Below are 15,416 nucleotides of genomic sequence, written 5' to 3' on the forward strand. Positions count from 1 at the left end.
TTTTAAGAAGTATAATTATAGCACAGATTACTTCTCTGCCTGCAATTTATAGCCTCCTTCCATCCATCCCTCAGGATAATACCAATCTCTAAAGGACCTATAACCTAAGACTTTTAGCTTTGAACCTAGTCTTGTGTTTTGTGGCTCTATTCCCTTCTTTAGCTCCTGCATGGTTTGAGGGTCTTCGTAATACTCTACGAAAATCCTTCTGAAATATTTTGCCAATACGCCATACAGCTCATCCTCAAGAGGAGAGCCAAAAAACTCAGGCTCTATATGGAAAAGCTCCACCCACTCTTTCCAATAAGGTCTTCTGCCGTAGAAGGCTTTTATGAAAAGTATCCTTTTGCCGTCCTTGCCTAGGGTTATGTTCTCCTCTTCTGCGAACCTACCACCTTCAACTTTGAGAAGTTGAAAATGCACAGCTAAATCTTTTTTGAAGGCCTCCATGGTCTATAATTATAAGATTATGCATCACCTAACTCCAGAACAGATAGCGGAGCTAAGGGAAGACCTTCTTAGGATGAGGGAGAGGATAATAAAGTATGCGGAAGAGCAGATAAGAGACCCTTCAAACGTTTCCTTTGAGGGCGGTGATGAAATAGACAGGGCAAACATCGAAACTGAAAGGTATATAAGCCTACAGAGAATAAAGACAAGGGAGCTAAAGCTATTGCGTAAGATAGACTATGCACTTATGAAAATAGAGCAAGGCACTTACGGTATATGTGAAAGCTGTGGTGCCCTTATACCCTTTGAAAGACTAAAGGCAAGACCTGTAACCACCATGTGTATAAACTGCAAAGAGCTTGAAGAGGAAGGAGAGCATGAGTGAAAGCTGGATGTTTCCAAGGGTAAGCAGACTTCCCAAGTATGTCTTTGCCATGGTCAACGAGCTAAAGTATAAGCTAAGGCGTGAGGGGGAGGACATAGTAGACCTTGGCATGGGAAACCCAGACCTTCCACCTGCAAACCATATAGTGGAAAAGCTCTGTGAGGTAGCAAGAAGAGACAACGTGCATGGCTACTCCGCCTCAAAGGGAATTCCAAGGCTCAGAAAAGCCATATGCGACTTTTACCGTAGAAGGTATGGCGTGGAGCTTGACCCAGAGAGAGAAGCTATCCTCACTATAGGTGCAAAGGAAGGATATTCACACCTTATGTTGGCGATGCTTGAGCCTGGTGATACGGTGCTCGTTTCTAACCCCACATACCCCATACACTACTACGCACCCATCATAGCAGGTGGCGATGCCATATCTGTTCCCATAATACCCGACGAAGGAGAGGATTTTGAGGAGAGCTTTCTAAGAAGAATCCAGGACACACTCAGGGCTTCCTTTAGAAAACCAAGGGCTATAGTGCTTAGCTTTCCCCACAACCCTACCACCCTCTGCGTAAGCCTTGACTTTTTCAGAGAGATGGTAAAGTTGGCAAAAAGAGAAGAGGTTTGGCTTATTCATGACTTTGCCTACGCAGACCTGGGTTTTGATGGATACGAACCTCCCAGCATACTTCAGGTAGAAGGTGCAAAAGAGGTGGCGGTGGAGCTTTATTCCATGTCAAAGGGTTTTTCTATGGCAGGTTGGCGTGTTGCCTTCCTTGTGGGAAACGAGGTGCTCATAAAGAACCTTGCACACCTTAAGAGCTACCTTGACTATGGTGTTTTTACCCCCATTCAGGTTGCCTCCATAATAGCCCTTGATAGTCCTTATGAGATAGTGGAAAAAAGCAAAGAGGTATACAGAAAAAGGAGGGATGTGCTTGTGGAAGGTCTTAACCGTATAGGCTGGACTGTGGAAAAGCCAAAGGGAAGCATGTTTCTTTGGGCTAAAATTCCTTCTTGGGTTGGTATGAATTCCTTAGACTTTTCTCTATTTCTTTTGAAAGAGGCTAAGGTGGCGGTATCTCCCGGCATAGGCTTTGGTGAATACGGCGAGGGTTATGTGAGATTTGCCCTTGTGGAAAACGAACATAGAATAAGGCAGGCGGTAAGAGGTATAAAGAGAGCATTTGAGAAGTTCACGCAGAGGGTATGAAATACAAGGCAAAGGATATAACGCAGAGGGTTGTTGACCTTCTGAAGCAGGAACTGAACCCCGAAAGGATAATTCTTTTTGGCTCAAGAGCAAAGGGCAATGCAAAGCCTTACTCAGATATTGACATAGCTGTGGAAGGTGGTAAAATCCTTGACTACAGAGAAAGGAGAAAGCTAAAGGAAAAGATAGAAGAGATAAGTGGCATATACAGTTTTGACCTGATTTTTCTTGATAGTGTAGAGGATGACTTCGCGGAGATAATTAGAAAAACAGGTAGAGTTTTGTATGAAAAGGGAAGAAGTGCTTAAATCTTACGATAAATTGAGAAGGTCTTTTGAAACCCTAAGAGAAGCGGTTTTGACAGCAGGGACTTCCCTTGAAATAGACGGAACATTGCAGAGATTTGAATACACCTTTGATACTTTTTGGAAATTTTTGAAAATTCTATTAGAATACCACGGCTTTGAGTGTAGAAGTCCAAGAAGCTGTATTAAAACAGCTTTTAGAGTAGGCTTTCTCGGAGAAGAGGAGATATTTTTGGACATGCTTGAAGATAGAAACCTCATATCTCATATATACAGCGAAGAAGAAAGTAGGAAAGTGTTTGAGAGGATAAAAAATCTCTACACAAGAGTCCTTGAGGAATTTATAAAAAACATACAAAACTCCTTCTAAGCCTTTGCCACAAAATAGGCGTGAACCTCTTGTGCTCCTATGGACATTAGGAGATAGGCAAGCCTTTCAATAGTGGAGCCAGTGGTTAGCAGGTCGTCTACTACCAGCACCTTTTTGTTTTCAAGAAAGTCAATGAGCTCCTCTTTTAGCCTATGCTCCAAGACTGCCTTTTGTCTTTTTTCCGCATTTAGAAAAGCCATAGGTTTGTGCATATCACTTCTTTTGAAAACTTTCATGTATGGCACACCCGCACCTATAAGTATATATTCCACGTGGTTAAAACCCCTTATCCATAGTCTTCTAAGGTTTAAAGAAGGGAAAGTTATTATGTCTGGATTTGTCTCTTCTATATACTCCCATAGATGCTCCCTTATTGCTTTGCCAAGAAGTAGTGCAAGGCTTTTGGAGCTTTTAAACTTCATGTGGTGGACTATCTCCTTTAGGACACTCTCATACCTGCCAAAAACCCTGTATGAAACCACATACTCAAGCCTATTTGAATAATCCATTGGATGGATAGGCTTTATAGACCCAAGACATTCATCACACAAGTAGCCTTGAGAAAAACCCACAAAGACCTTTCCACAAGAGATACACCTCTCTGAAGACAACCCAAGCCTCTGCAAAAGTCCTATCATATATAACCCTCCCTTCTAAGAGATATGTAGCCTTTTTTGTTTACTATGAGATGGTCAAGAAGTTCAAAGCCTATAAGTTGACAGGCATCTTTAAGCCTCTTTGTAAACTCTATGTCTTCTCTTGAAGGCTTTAGTTCACCCTTTGGATGGTTGTGTGCTATGAGTATAGAATAGCAAGCGGTATTTATAGCATGGTAAAGAATTTCCTTTGGCTCTGCGTGCAAAGCGTTCATCCTCCCTATGGCTATAATCTCATGGGCTATCAACTTGTTGGTAGGAGTGAGATATAGGGCTATGAGGTGTTCCCTACGTTCGTCCATCATATTTTTCAAAAACCTATAAGCATCCTCTGGGTTATTTATATAAACACCTTCGTATGGGTCGTTTATTCTTTTTGCAAGCTCCAATATTGCTTTTATTTGACATGCCTTTGCCTCACCTATACCCTTAAAGCTTTTCATAATCTCACCTATAGTCATCCTGCTTAGCTTTTGCCATCCAACCCTTACTATCTCCGCAGATAAACTAAGCACATCCCTTTCCCTTGTGCCAGAGCCAAGTATAATAGCCAAAAGCTCCTCTTCTGTAAGACTGTCCGCTCCCACTCTGAGCATTTTCTCTCTTGGCTTTAGGTCTTCTGGAAGCTCCTTTAGACTTTTGACCTTTTTATACATGCTTTTCTATCCTTACCTTTATTATCCTCCTTTCATCCCTCTGGAGCACCTTAAAGCGATAGCCTTCATATTCTACAACTTGACCCTTTTCGGGAAATCCTTTAAGCATAAAGGAAATAAAGCCTCCCAAGGTTGTATAGGGTCCCTCTGGAAGTTTTATACTTAGAAGCCTCTCTATTCTTTCTTTTTCAATACCGCCCTCTGCTATCCATATATCCTTTTCTATCTCCACTATATCCTCGTCCTCCTCAGTTTTTCCTTCATAAAGACCACCTATTAGGTAGCTTTGAAGGTTATCCCATGTGATAATTCCTAAGATATTCCCCCTTTCGTCTACTACAACACCCATCTGTTCCTTGCTACTTTTGAAGGATTCAAAGACCTTATCAAGGGTAGTAAACTCCGAAAAATAATGGACAGGTCTTATGAGCTCTCTTATAAACCTCGCATGCCTGCTCTGAATCAGGTCAAAAAGGTCTACATAACCCACTATCTGGTCAACTCTTTTTCTGTAAACGGGGAGCCTCCTGTATTGACTTTCCTTCATGAGAGACATAACTTGCTCAATGCTGGCATTTTCCTCTACCATTACTACCTCTTTTATGGGTTTTATCTCCTCTGTTACAAAGAGGTCTTTCATAGTTATGCTTTGCAATGCTATACGCAGGCTCTCCTCTTTGTTTGTGACCTGCTCCATGAGCTTTATGAGGTCTTCCCTCTCAAGTTTTTCTTGGTATCTACCTTTGAAGTTGCTAGTTATAAGCCTACTTACAACTCTTGAGAGGACGAGGATGGGTTTCGTAAAAATCTTTAGTTTGCTCAAGGCCCAAAGGGAAGGTAGCACAAGCCTTTCCGCATGTTTCTGGAATAGACTTTTAGGAAGCAGTTCCCCAAGGATTAGTGTAAAGACCACAAGGCTTGCGGAAAAAACCACCTCAAAGCCTCTTATAAAGGTCAGATAGTCGGATAGTTCTATAACCGCCAAGGTGTAAAAAGTAGAAGCAAAAACTATGCTAACCGTGTATCCAAGCATGGTGAGAGTTATGTATTCCTCTGGGTTTTCATAAAAATCCTTCAGAAACTCCTGCTTTGTCTTTCTGTATAGGTTCATTACCCTCCCCCTATCCACGCTCACAAGGGCTATTTCAGAGCCAGCAAAAAAAGCCTCAAGAAGTACAAAGAAGAATGCACCAAGAAGAAAGCCTAAGACTTCCATCCTAACACTACCCTCTCCTGTCCCGAGTAGTCTTTAATTATATTTACCTTAAACCCCTTTTCCTCAAAGAGTTTTTTGACCACTTCTCCTTGGTCATGACCTATCTCAAAGGCTATAAGTCCTTTGGGCTTAAGGTAGTTATCTATGGTGCTGGCTATCCTCTCGTAAAATTCCCAACCCTTTTCCCCGCCTATGAGGGAAGTATAACCCTCAAGTTTTACACCTGTTGGAAGGCTTTCCCAGTGCTTCTTTGGAATGTAAGGTGGATTTGAAAGGATTAATTCAAAGGGATAAGGCTTTATGGGACTAAAGAGGTCTCCTGCAACGAGGAAAAACCTCTCTAAAACACGGTGCCTGAGGGCATTTTTCTTTGAAAGCCTTAGCGACTCCAAATTTATATCCACTCCTATTATACGGAGGTTTGACCTCTCACATAGTAGGCTTACGCTTATACATCCAGTGCCTACACCCAGCTCAAGACCAACCATAGGTTCATCTTTGGGAATTTTTTTGAGGACTTCCTCTACAAGCACCTCCGTCTCTGGTCTTGGTATAAGGACACCTTCTTTTACGAAAAAGCTCCTCCCGTAGAAATCCCATTCTCCCAAAATATACTGAAGAGGATAGCCCTCCTCAATCCTTTCTAAGTCTTTAAGGAAGCTCTCTAAGACCTGCAAGGGAACTTCAAGGTCTTCCATAAAGTAGATATCCTTATGGTTTACTTTCAGATGGTGTGCCAGAAGGAGCTGTTTGTCCCTGAGGGTTGCTCTGCTGGGTTTGGACAGGAGGTCTTTTATCTTCATCTCCTATAAGTGAGCCTCTCTTTGAAGGATGGGTTAGGGCAAGGAGTATGGCTAAAGCCATAAGGGAAAAGCCAAGCCAGTAGGTTATTTTTGTTAGAATTGTATCTACTCCGCCTGGTCCAAACACACCCTGTCCCATTCCACCAAAGGCTGTGCCCACATCCCCTCTGCTTCTTTGCATAAGCACTACTATAATTAACAAAAAGGCTACAACTATAAAAACTGTAAGAAGTAGGTAATACATAGCTACTATTATACAAGCTCTCCGTCCTTTAGTCTGTAGATTCTGTCAAAGTAGGGTTTTAGTTCCTCGTTATGAGTTGCCACGAGCATGGTAAGACCTCTTTCTTCCCTTAGTTTAAGGAAGAGGTCAAAAATCCTCTTACCCTCTGCAAGGTCAAGGTTGCCTGTAGGTTCGTCTGCGAGCAGAATCTTTGGGTCAAGCATGAGAGCTCTTCCAATAGCTACCCTTTGCTGTTCACCACCTGAAAGCTGACTGGGTCTGTGTTTTAGCCTGTGTGAAAGTCTTAGATATTCAAGTATCTGAAGTGCTTTCTCTTCTGATCTTTCAACGCCAGCCAACTGTCCTATGAGGATTAGGTTCTCTAACACGTTAAAGTCTTCTAGAAGATAGTAAAACTGGAATACAAAGCCTAAATGCCTTTGTCTAAAAGAGGCGAGCTGGTCTTCGTCCATAAGATGTATGCTTTGACCCATGACATAAATTTCCCCCTCTGTGGACTTTTCAAGACCTGCGGTTATATGAAGTAGGGTGCTCTTGCCTGAGCCAGAGGGTCCCATAAGACCTACTATCTCCCCCTCAAACACTTCAAGGCTAATATTCTTAAGGGCTTGAACCCTGCCTGGATATGCTTTCCAGAGATTTTTTATTTGTATTATTCTATTCATTCCTCAATACCCTTACTATGCTTTCCTTTCCTGCTCTGTAGGCTGGAAGAAGGCTTGCCAAAAGAGAGAGAAACAAAGCACCCAAAAGGGTGAAAAGTATGTCATTTATTTCAAAATGGACGGGCACGTAGTCCATAAGGTACACATCCGCAGGCACTCTAATGAGCTTGTATTCGTTTATAAGATAGCCTCCCACCAAGGATAGCAGAAAGCCTACAAGAGCTCCAGAAATACCTAATATAAAACCTTGAAGGAGAAATATGTAAACCACCTGTCTTTTTCTCAGACCAAAGGTTCTCAAAACCGCTATGTCTCTCACCTTTTCCTTTACCTTCATAAAGAGGAGACTTGTTATGTTAAAAGAGGCTATAACCACCATAAGCATAAGCACAAAGAATATTCCCACCTTCTCAAGCTGTAGGGCGTTAAAAAGAGGTTTATTAAGGTCTATCCATGAACGGACTATGGAAGCATCACCCAGCTTCTTTTCTAACTCTTCCTTTATCTCCTGAGCCTTATATGGGTCTCTTATGTATATTTCATAGCCTGCAAGCTGGTAGCTATCACCAAAAAAGTCTACCGCAGTTTGCCTATTCATAACTATGGTGGCGTAGTCCTGTTCAAAAACCCCCTTTTGGAATATTCCTTCCACCACAAAAGTCCTTGCTCTTGGAACTATACCAAAGGGAGTGCGTGTCCCCATAGGCGACAGCACTATAACCTCATCTCCCACATTGAGCCCAAGTATATCCGCAAGCCCTCTGCCTACCAGAATACCCTCTTTTAAATTCAATCCGTATATTTTGTAGACATCCTCCGGCTTTAGGGCTTTTACGCCTACACTGTTTAACCTTCCTTCTTTTGATATAAGCCCGTTGTAGAGTAGGACTGAATAAAACTTTTCTATGCCTTTGGTCTGAGTTATTATCTTATCGTACTCTTTACCCTCTTCGTAGCTGAGAAGACTTACTATTATGTGAGGTGATGCGGAGAGGATTTTTTCCCTTAGAGCCTGCTGAAAGCCGGCAAAAACTCCCATAGTAAGAAGAAGAGCACTTACGCTTAAAACAACCCCAAGGAAGGCTATAAAAGATACAAGCAGGGTTGTTCCTCTGCTGGAGAGAAGATATCTCAAGGAAAGCCTAAAAATTGGCATCATATTGACTTTAACTGCTCCAATATTTCCCTTTGTCTTCGTATTATGTATTGTCTTATCTTTCTGGTTTGCTCTTCTCTTAGGTTTATCTTAAATCCGAGCCTAACGTACAAGTCTCTTTCTTTGCTTATTATGTTTTTTAGCTCTCCCTGTGCCCTTACCGTGCCTTCCCTGGGAAGCTCTATTTCAATCTCAAAAGTGGTGTGTATTTTGGATGCGTCCGTCGCTATTTGTGATAGGATATCTATCAGTTTTTTTGTATCCTCTTTGTTTAGCAGGATACCAACCCCAGATTCGCTTATATCAGCTGTCCTTGTCCTTACCACGCATTTATCCTCAACGCAAAAAGATACATAAACGGGCTCTTTCTCTGTAGGCTCAACCCTTATAAACTCTCTAAGCACTATAGGTGGAGCTGGCACTGGCGAGTCAACCTCAAGAACCAGCTCGTCTCTTATATTACTAAAGACCTTGCATATGAGAAATAACTCTTTTACCTTTATGTAAACTGGAACAGTGTCTGAAAAGACATGTCTAAACTTGCAGTCCTTAAAATAAAAGCTTACAAATCTTTCTTGAGGAGAAACCCATCTAATCGAGAGTTTTACTCTTATGGGTATTTCTTTCCACGATGTAATTACCTCACAAGACTTTTCCTTATCTAAATCCTTAAGTATTTCGGATACCGTCATAGTTTTATTATACCTTCCTCTGTTATTATTGCAGTTATGTTCTCTGGTGGTGTTATATCAAAGGCAATGTGGAGAGCAGGAGAATCTTCAGGAGCTATGGGAATGCCTCTTATAAACTTGATCTCTTTCTCGCTTCTTTCCTCTATAACTATACCATCTCCTGTAGTATATGGGTCAAAGGTAGACTTTGGTGCTACCACGTAAAAGGGTATTCCATGAGCTTTTGCGAGCACTGAGAGAGCATATGTTCCTATTTTGTTTGCCACATGGTAGTCCTTTGTTATTCTGTCCGCACCAACTAAAATGCAGTCCACTAAGCCCTTTTTCATTAGAAAGCCCGCGGTGGAATCGGTTATGAGCTTATGAGGAATGCCTTCCTTTAGAAGTTCCCATGCGGTCAGCCTTGAGCCCTGAAGGTATGGTCTTGTCTCGTCAACCCATACAAAAATGTTTTTTCCTGCGTAGTGGGCTGACCTGATAACTCCAAGGGCTGTGCCCCAGCCAGCGGTTGCCAGAGCACCAGTGTTGCAGTGAGTTAGCACCCTCGCACCAACTGGAATAAGAGCCTGACCTATCTCCCCCATACTTTTGTTAGCCTTGTAGTCCTCTTCTTCTATAGCTTTTGCCTCTGCCTCAATGTCTTTTCCTTCCTCAAAAGCCTTTTTCATCCTATCCAGTGCCCAAAAGAGGTTATAAGCGGTGGGTCTTGTGTTTTTGAGAGTCTCGTAGACCTTCTCTGGGTTCTCTCCAGCCTTTACGCCGAGGACAAAGCCATAAGCAGCAACGCATCCAATAGCGGGTGCTCCCCTTACAGCCATATCCCTTATAGCCTGAGCGACTTCTCCGTAGTCCTTTAGGCTTAACCAGATTTCTTTGTTGGGAAGCTCTCTCTGGTCTAATAGTTGAAGAACATGTCCTTTCCAGTAAAAAGCTTTAACCTCCATAGCCTATACAAGAAATACTTGCAAATTTAGCATAGGGAATTATAATTATACCCGAGTTCGGGTTTGAGGGAGGAAAATGAAAACGCAAAGCTTAGAGGGACTGCTTCAAGGAGCTGGATTGGTTCAAAGTGTATCTCCACAGTATAACAACATATCCTTTGAGGGTGTTCTGCTTGAGGTTTTTGATGGGATAGGCTTAGATGGACAAGTTTCTTCCGAAGGATTGGGTCAAAAGGAACATTCAGACCTTTCAGGGGAAAACCACTACATACAAATACTTTCTGAGATATCGGGCATGATGATGGTCTCTCAGACTGGGGTTGGAGAAGCTCAAATATCCTTAGATGCTCATATATCAAATCGTGCAGATATCAAAGAAGTTCAAATAACTTCAGATACTAACATATCAAGAGATGGGGTTTTCAACACAAGTGTTTTTGAGAAGACTTTTGGGGATGTTGAAAAACAGCTTAATTATATAGAGACTTTGGGAAATCCAAAGAAAGGCAGTATACAGATTGATGGCCTCAGATACTACCAGGAACCTACCAGTGGTTTAGAGGCAGGTTTACCAGCAGATGTATCTCAAGAACATGAAAGACCTATGACTCAAGAGTTGTATGGTTATGTGGAGATGTTAAGAAGTGAAAAGGACACGGAGCAGAGGTATGATGCTATTTCAAAACCTCAAGAGCAAGTTAAAAAAGCGTCATCCGAAGAACCTTTTGTTGGAAAAGAATTGTCTTCTTTTGTTTCCACCCAGTCTGAAGAATATACGCACGGAAATGTTCATGTAAAAACTTTTGACCAATCCAGAATGTTTTATGGAGAGATAAGACAGGGCAACAATGTGAAGTTTGAAAAAGATAGGGTCCAAGAGAATAAATCCTTAAGAGAAGCAGTTTTTGAAACAAACCCAGATTATACAAATTTTGAAGAGCCTCAAGAGACTTTTCAGAATAAACCCTTTTCTCAGGAGCACAGATTGGTTCATCAGGAAGGTAAGAACTTGGAACACTTTCACTTAAAAGATTACGGTGAAGAAGAAAAGAAGGGAGATAGAGACCTTGCCTTAGAAAAGGAAGGGAAAGGGATGGAGTTGTTAGCGAAAGAAACCATAAGCACCACAAGGTCTAAAGAGGATGTTCCTCAGAGAGTGGAGAGGGTTGAAAGACCACAAACACAGCCTTTTCATGAAGCCAAGCACATAAACATTCGTTTTGAAGAGGGAAGCATAAGGATAATGTTATTTGGCGATAGATTGAGATTATCAATGAACCTTAGTGAGGAATTCTATAGACCACCAACTACTTTAGAGGTTCAGAGACTTGTTCAGTCTCTTCAAAGTATAGGATTGAACCCCGAAGTGTTAAGACTTAATGGAAACAACCTTTACAACTCCGAGTATAGACAAGGGGGTAAGAGAGAGGATAAGGAAAGGCATAGTCAATTCTCAGTGCAAGACCCTTCAGAAAAGCCCATAAAAAATTTCAGCCTTTATCTTTAAACCTTAAAAAGTCTTATTTTGCTTAGAAGTTCAAGCAATACCTTGGCAAAATACACGTTAGAGATAAAGGATGCTATAGTTCCTATGGTGAGAGTTGTCGCAAAACCCTTTACTGGTCCACTACCAAACTGGAAGAGTATTAGAGCTGCAACAAGGAGTGTTATATGTGTATCCCACACAGCACTTAGAGCTCTCCTATAACCCAATTCAATGGATTTCCTTATGCTATTGCCCAGCCTAAGCTCTTCCTTTACCCTTTCAAAAATCAGCACGTTTGAATCTACCGCTATGCCCATGTTGAGTATTACGCCCGCGATGCCCGGAAGAGTAAGCGTGCCACCCAATAGCACAAGCCCAGCCCATAGCATCAAGGCGTTCAAAATTATGGAAAAGGTAGCGGTGATGCCTGCGGTTTTGTATCTGGCTATGAGTATAAACACAAGCAGTAAGAAGCCCACCACACCTGCCTTTATCCCCTGCTCTATGGCATCCCTTCCCAAGGAGGGACCTACTACGCTCTCTTGCAAAAACTGAACCTTTGTGGGAAGAGCACCTGCCCTTAGCACTACAGCAAGTTCTCTGGCTTCTTCTGGTGTGAAGTTTCCACTTATCTGACCTCTGTCGCTTATTCTGCTTCTTATGACCGGCGCGGATATTACCCTTTTGTCAAGCACTATGGCGAGCCTTCTGCCGATATTTTGCTCTGTAGCCTTTGCAAAGGCTTCTGCACCTTTACCTGTTAGCTCAAAGCCTACCGCTGGCATGCCAAACTCGTCGGTGGTAGTATAAGCGGTCTTTAGGTCTGCACCAGTTATAACAGGAACTTTCTCCAAAAGAAACCACTCATCGCCTGTCTGGTCTGGTAAAAGCTCGTAGTCCTTTGTGAGCCTTTCTATGAGAGCCTCTCTTGGTCCAGAGTCTACAACCAACTTTAGCTCTAAAAGTGCAGTCCTTCCCACTATGGATTTTGCCCTCTGTATGTCCAGAACGCCGGGAAGCTCAACTAGTATTCTGTCCGCACCTATGCGTGTTATAACAGGTTGGACCACACCAAGCTCGTCAATTCTTTTGCGAAGCACCTCTATGGTCTGAGTTAGCACGCCACTTTTGAGCTGTTCCAGTTCTATATCTTTGAACCTTATAAGCACCTCACCCTTTTGCCTTTCTGCAACCGTAAACCTTGGAAAGTCTTTTTCTATTATGGAAAGTAGCCTCGTATACTGTCCTTCATCAAGAAGCTCTACCCTTATGCCCTCTTTACTTGCAACAACGTCAAGAATCCTTATTCCCTCTTCTCTGAGCCTTTGTTCTATGTCCCTTGAGAGCCTTTCATATTCTTGTTCAAGGCTGTAGTTCATATCGGGCTGGATAACCATAGATATGCCACCCTTGAGGTCAAGACCAAGGTTTATAGGCTTTAGGAGTATAACCACCACAGAAAGAGAGAACACAATTAGTATAAGCAAGAGGTTAATCCTTAAATCTCTCATCGCTAACCATGATATTTTACAAAACTTTTTCCAAAAAGGAGTTTAGATGAAACAGATGGCACTCAAGGACTTTCTGTGCGTGCTCTTTGAGCGTGGTATGTTTTTTGGTGTCTTCCTTCCCTAACAGTTCTAATGCGGTCTTGTATAGCTCTTCCTCGTCTCTAACACAAAAGCCGAGCCCAATCTTTTCCAAAAAAGCCCTAAGCTCTCCTACCTTGTGGGTATAAGGTCCGTAAAGCACAGGCTTTCCAAAGTAGGCAGGTTCAAGGAGGTTATGCCCTCCTACAGGGACAAGCGTTCCACCCACAAAGCTAACCTTTGCGTATCTATACATTGAAAAAAGCTCGCCAAGGGTATCAAGCACAAGCACATTCCATCCTTCTTCTTCCTTACTTCTTAAACTTGCCCCCAAGTCCTGAAAAAGCCTTAAGACTTCTGTAGCCCTGCTTATATGTCTTGGTGCTATTAGGAGCTTGACCTCTTTGAGTTCCTTTATAAGCCTTTCGTATACCCTTTTTATGATTTCCTCTTCTCCTGGATGGGTGCTACCTGCCACGAGGAGTTTTGAAGTTTCCAACTTTATCTCTACAGGCGGTGGCTCTTCAAGGACAAATTTAAGATTGCCACAGGCAAACACCTCAGATAGTCCATAAGACCTAAACTTCTCTGCATCCCTCTCTTCCCTCGCTAATATTAGAGAAAACCTTTTGGACAATAGCATCTCTAACATACCTCCCTTCGCATAGGCGTTTAGCCAAACCTTTGGAGCTTTGGTTGACAAGAGAAGAAAGGGCCAGAGCTCCCTTTCCATGATTAAAATAGCATTGGGTCTTATCCTTTTTTCAAAACTTTTCACAAAAGGGGGAAAGTCCAGTGGTAGCCTATAGAGTTCATGAAAGTAGCCCTTGCCCTCTTGGCTTTGTAAATACCTTTTCGCCCGTGGAGAGAAGTAGGTGAGGGTTATGTAATGGTCTTTATAAAGCCTCTTGAGGAGTGGCTTTGCGGTGTTAAACTCTCCTACGCTTGCGGTGTGAAACCAGAGCCTACCTTTCCCTCTTTCCACTTATAAACTCTTCTACCATCTTTCTTGCCTGCCAATCGGGATACTGCACTGGAGGATGCTTCATGGTGTAGGCACTTATGGAGTATAGGGGTCCACCTATACCCCTATCTCTGGCAAGTTTACAGCACCTTATGGCATCTATCATAGAACCAGCACTGTTTGGAGAGTCCTCCACATCCAGCTTTAGCTCCACATACATGGGCACATCGCCAAAAAGCCTTCCCTCAATGCGTATGTAGGCTATTTTTCTGTCCTTTAGCCAGGGTACCCAATCGGAGGGTCCTATATGGATACTAAAGGGGTCCATCTCATAGGGTATTAGAGAAGCGACTGCTTGGGTCTTTGAGACCTTTTTTGTCTTTAGCCTCTCCCTTTCAAGCATATTAAGAAAGTCTGTGTTTCCGCCAAAGTTTAGCTGATATGTCCTGTCAATCTTTACACCTCTGTCAAGAAAGAGTTGAGCCAAAGTCCTGTGGACTATGGTTGCACCCACCTGAGATTTTATATCATCCCCCACGACAGGAATACCCGCCTTTTCAAACTTCTCTGCCCACTCTGGTTCAGAGACTATAAAGGTAGGCATACCGTTTATAAAGGACACTCCTGCCTCAAGGCACGCCCTTGCGTAAAACCTCGCTGCCTCCTCAGAGCCAACTGGGACGTAGTTTATAAGCACGTCCGCATTGGTCTCTTTGAGAACCCTAACCACATCCTCAAGCTCATCCTCCTTTTCCTCAGAAAGCACAAAGCTCCTTTCTGGAGGGTAGTTTGCCATATGACTTGCATATCCATCCAAAACCTTGCCCTTTCTCACTATAACGCCTGTCTTTGGCACGTTAGGTTCAAAAACCGTGGTGCAGTTAGGAGGTGAAAAAATAGCCTCAGAGACATCTTTCCCCACCTTTCTGGCATCAATATCCCAGGCGGCGACTACTTCAATATCCCAAGGCTTGTAGCCACCCACATCCTCAAACATCAAGCCACTTACGTTTTCCCTGTGTTTTGCGTAGTAGTAGATACCTTGAACAAGGCTACTGGCACAGTTCCCTACACCTGCTATTGCTACTCTTATTTTTGACATTTCTACCTCCGCAAAGGCTTATAATATTATAACAGGCATGAAGGTTCTTATAGTCTTTTACTCAAAACTGCTTCAGGACAACGAGCTCTTGCAGAAGGTTGTGGACAAGGTGAATATCCTAAAGAAACTAATAGGTCCAGACAGCCTTTACGCGGTAATAACAACAGAGATGAAGGATTTTATAGACAAGTTTCCAGACCTGGTATTCATAAGAAATGATGAGGGCACTTTTCTTTATGGGCTTTATAAGGGACTTAGGAAGCTAAGAGGCAACGATGTGCTTGTTCTTGACCCCTCTCAGGTCATAAGTCTGGATAAACTTAAAGAATTCATTGCTAAAAAACGGCAAAACGCTCTATATTCAGAGGATGGTAGATGGAAGGGTATTGCACTTTTGAGGTTGATAGACCTTGACTATCTTATAAGAACCCTGGAGGGCTTGCTTGGAGAGGAAAAGGAGCTGACCACAGTAATGGAAAAGGTCAGTCAGGAGTATGGTATACAATATGAAACTCTGTAAGGAGGATAA

The 15,416-nt window shown here is 42.6% G+C and carries 19 protein-coding genes; 6 read left to right on the forward strand and 13 right to left on the reverse strand.

Translation table 11 applies throughout. The annotated features are described in order from the left end of the window. Window positions 1–27: 27 nt before the first annotated feature. A complete protein-coding gene (locus tag IAE16_RS02235; protein WP_323701090.1) occupies window positions 28–450 on the reverse strand; it encodes a DUF1122 family protein in 423 nt (140 codons plus the stop codon). Between the two features lie 19 nt (window positions 451–469). On the opposite strand from IAE16_RS02235, the gene IAE16_RS02240 reads away from it, so the two are divergent. Genes IAE16_RS02240 through IAE16_RS02255 form a run of 4 tightly spaced genes read left to right on the forward strand, consistent with a single transcriptional unit; the run spans window position 470 to window position 2,714 of the window. Further along, entirely contained in the window at window positions 470–835 is a 366-nt protein-coding gene (locus tag IAE16_RS02240) for a TraR/DksA C4-type zinc finger protein (protein WP_323701654.1), read from the forward strand. Then, window positions 828–2,039 (forward strand): aminotransferase class I/II-fold pyridoxal phosphate-dependent enzyme, encoded by a 1,212-nt coding sequence (locus IAE16_RS02245; RefSeq protein ID WP_323701091.1) that lies wholly within the window; start codon window positions 828–830, stop codon window positions 2,037–2,039. The genes IAE16_RS02240 and IAE16_RS02245 overlap by 8 nt, the downstream gene beginning before the upstream one ends. Continuing rightward, window positions 2,036–2,347 carry a type VII toxin-antitoxin system MntA family adenylyltransferase antitoxin gene (gene mntA / locus IAE16_RS02250; protein WP_323701092.1) on the forward strand — a complete coding sequence of 104 codons (312 nt, stop codon included), beginning with the start codon at window positions 2,036–2,038 and terminating at the stop codon, window positions 2,345–2,347. Before IAE16_RS02245 ends, mntA begins: the two co-directional genes overlap by 4 nt. Next, window positions 2,325–2,714, forward strand: coding sequence for an HI0074 family nucleotidyltransferase substrate-binding subunit (locus IAE16_RS02255; protein WP_323701093.1), 390 nt, complete (start codon window positions 2,325–2,327; stop codon window positions 2,712–2,714). Before mntA ends, IAE16_RS02255 begins: the two co-directional genes overlap by 23 nt. Here the strand turns inward: IAE16_RS02255 and IAE16_RS02260 are convergent. The 9 genes from IAE16_RS02260 to mtnA are packed head-to-tail and all read right to left on the reverse strand — an operon-like array spanning window position 2,711 to window position 9,746. Further along, the gene (locus IAE16_RS02260; protein WP_323701094.1) at window positions 2,711–3,352 is read right to left on the reverse strand and encodes a ComF family protein; all 642 of its coding nucleotides are present in this window, start codon (window positions 3,350–3,352) and stop codon (window positions 2,711–2,713) included. The two genes, IAE16_RS02255 and IAE16_RS02260, sit on opposite strands and share 4 nt — an antisense overlap. Beyond that, entirely contained in the window at window positions 3,349–4,026 is a 678-nt protein-coding gene (gene radC, locus IAE16_RS02265) for a RadC family protein (protein WP_323701095.1), read from the reverse strand. The genes IAE16_RS02260 and radC overlap by 4 nt, the downstream gene beginning before the upstream one ends. Then, complete coding sequence (locus IAE16_RS02270) at window positions 4,019–5,242, reverse strand: hemolysin family protein (protein WP_323701096.1); 1,224 nt, start codon at window positions 5,240–5,242, stop codon at window positions 4,019–4,021. Before IAE16_RS02270 ends, radC begins: the two co-directional genes overlap by 8 nt. Next, entirely contained in the window at window positions 5,230–6,045 is an 816-nt protein-coding gene (gene prmC / locus IAE16_RS02275; protein ID WP_323701097.1) for a peptide chain release factor N(5)-glutamine methyltransferase, read from the reverse strand. Before prmC ends, IAE16_RS02270 begins: the two co-directional genes overlap by 13 nt. Further along, the gene (secG, locus tag IAE16_RS02280) at window positions 5,954–6,289 is read right to left on the reverse strand and encodes a preprotein translocase subunit SecG (protein ID WP_323701098.1); all 336 of its coding nucleotides are present in this window, start codon (window positions 6,287–6,289) and stop codon (window positions 5,954–5,956) included. The genes prmC and secG overlap by 92 nt, the downstream gene beginning before the upstream one ends. Window positions 6,290–6,297: 8 nt before the next feature. Beyond that, the gene (locus IAE16_RS02285; RefSeq protein WP_323701099.1) at window positions 6,298–6,954 is read right to left on the reverse strand and encodes an ABC transporter ATP-binding protein; all 657 of its coding nucleotides are present in this window, start codon (window positions 6,952–6,954) and stop codon (window positions 6,298–6,300) included. After that, complete coding sequence (locus tag IAE16_RS02290; RefSeq protein WP_323701100.1) at window positions 6,947–8,113, reverse strand: FtsX-like permease family protein; 1,167 nt, start codon at window positions 8,111–8,113, stop codon at window positions 6,947–6,949. Before IAE16_RS02290 ends, IAE16_RS02285 begins: the two co-directional genes overlap by 8 nt. Then, the gene (locus IAE16_RS02295; protein WP_323701101.1) at window positions 8,110–8,802 is read right to left on the reverse strand and encodes a PilZ domain-containing protein; all 693 of its coding nucleotides are present in this window, start codon (window positions 8,800–8,802) and stop codon (window positions 8,110–8,112) included. Before IAE16_RS02295 ends, IAE16_RS02290 begins: the two co-directional genes overlap by 4 nt. Beyond that, entirely contained in the window at window positions 8,799–9,746 is a 948-nt protein-coding gene (gene mtnA, locus IAE16_RS02300; protein WP_323701102.1) for an S-methyl-5-thioribose-1-phosphate isomerase, read from the reverse strand. The genes IAE16_RS02295 and mtnA overlap by 4 nt, the downstream gene beginning before the upstream one ends. Before the next feature lie 76 nt (window positions 9,747–9,822). Between mtnA and IAE16_RS02305 the strand changes: the two genes are divergently transcribed. Next, window positions 9,823–11,253 carry a hypothetical protein gene (locus IAE16_RS02305; RefSeq protein WP_323701103.1) on the forward strand — a complete coding sequence of 477 codons (1,431 nt, stop codon included), beginning with the start codon at window positions 9,823–9,825 and terminating at the stop codon, window positions 11,251–11,253. On the opposite strand, the gene secD is transcribed toward IAE16_RS02305, so the two are convergent. Genes secD through IAE16_RS02320 form a run of 3 tightly spaced genes read right to left on the reverse strand, consistent with a single transcriptional unit; the run spans window position 11,250 to window position 14,887 of the window. Beyond that, the gene (secD, locus tag IAE16_RS02310) at window positions 11,250–12,719 is read right to left on the reverse strand and encodes a protein translocase subunit SecD (protein ID WP_323701104.1); all 1,470 of its coding nucleotides are present in this window, start codon (window positions 12,717–12,719) and stop codon (window positions 11,250–11,252) included. The genes IAE16_RS02305 and secD overlap by 4 nt on opposite strands. A gap of 40 nt (window positions 12,720–12,759) precedes the next feature. Beyond that, window positions 12,760–13,806 (reverse strand): 3-deoxy-D-manno-octulosonic acid transferase, encoded by a 1,047-nt coding sequence (locus tag IAE16_RS02315; RefSeq protein WP_323701105.1) that lies wholly within the window; start codon window positions 13,804–13,806, stop codon window positions 12,760–12,762. After that, the gene (locus IAE16_RS02320) at window positions 13,787–14,887 is read right to left on the reverse strand and encodes an inositol-3-phosphate synthase (RefSeq protein ID WP_323701106.1); all 1,101 of its coding nucleotides are present in this window, start codon (window positions 14,885–14,887) and stop codon (window positions 13,787–13,789) included. The genes IAE16_RS02315 and IAE16_RS02320 overlap by 20 nt, the downstream gene beginning before the upstream one ends. Window positions 14,888–14,924: 37 nt before the next feature. Here IAE16_RS02320 and IAE16_RS02325 point away from each other — a divergent pair, with 37 nt between their 5' ends. Beyond that, window positions 14,925–15,407 carry a hypothetical protein gene (locus tag IAE16_RS02325; RefSeq protein WP_323701107.1) on the forward strand — a complete coding sequence of 161 codons (483 nt, stop codon included), beginning with the start codon at window positions 14,925–14,927 and terminating at the stop codon, window positions 15,405–15,407. Window positions 15,408–15,416 lie beyond the last annotated feature (9 nt).

This window comes from Hydrogenobacter sp. T-2, assembly GCF_033971325.1.
Lineage (GTDB): Bacteria > Aquificota > Aquificia > Aquificales > Aquificaceae > Pampinifervens > Pampinifervens diazotrophicum.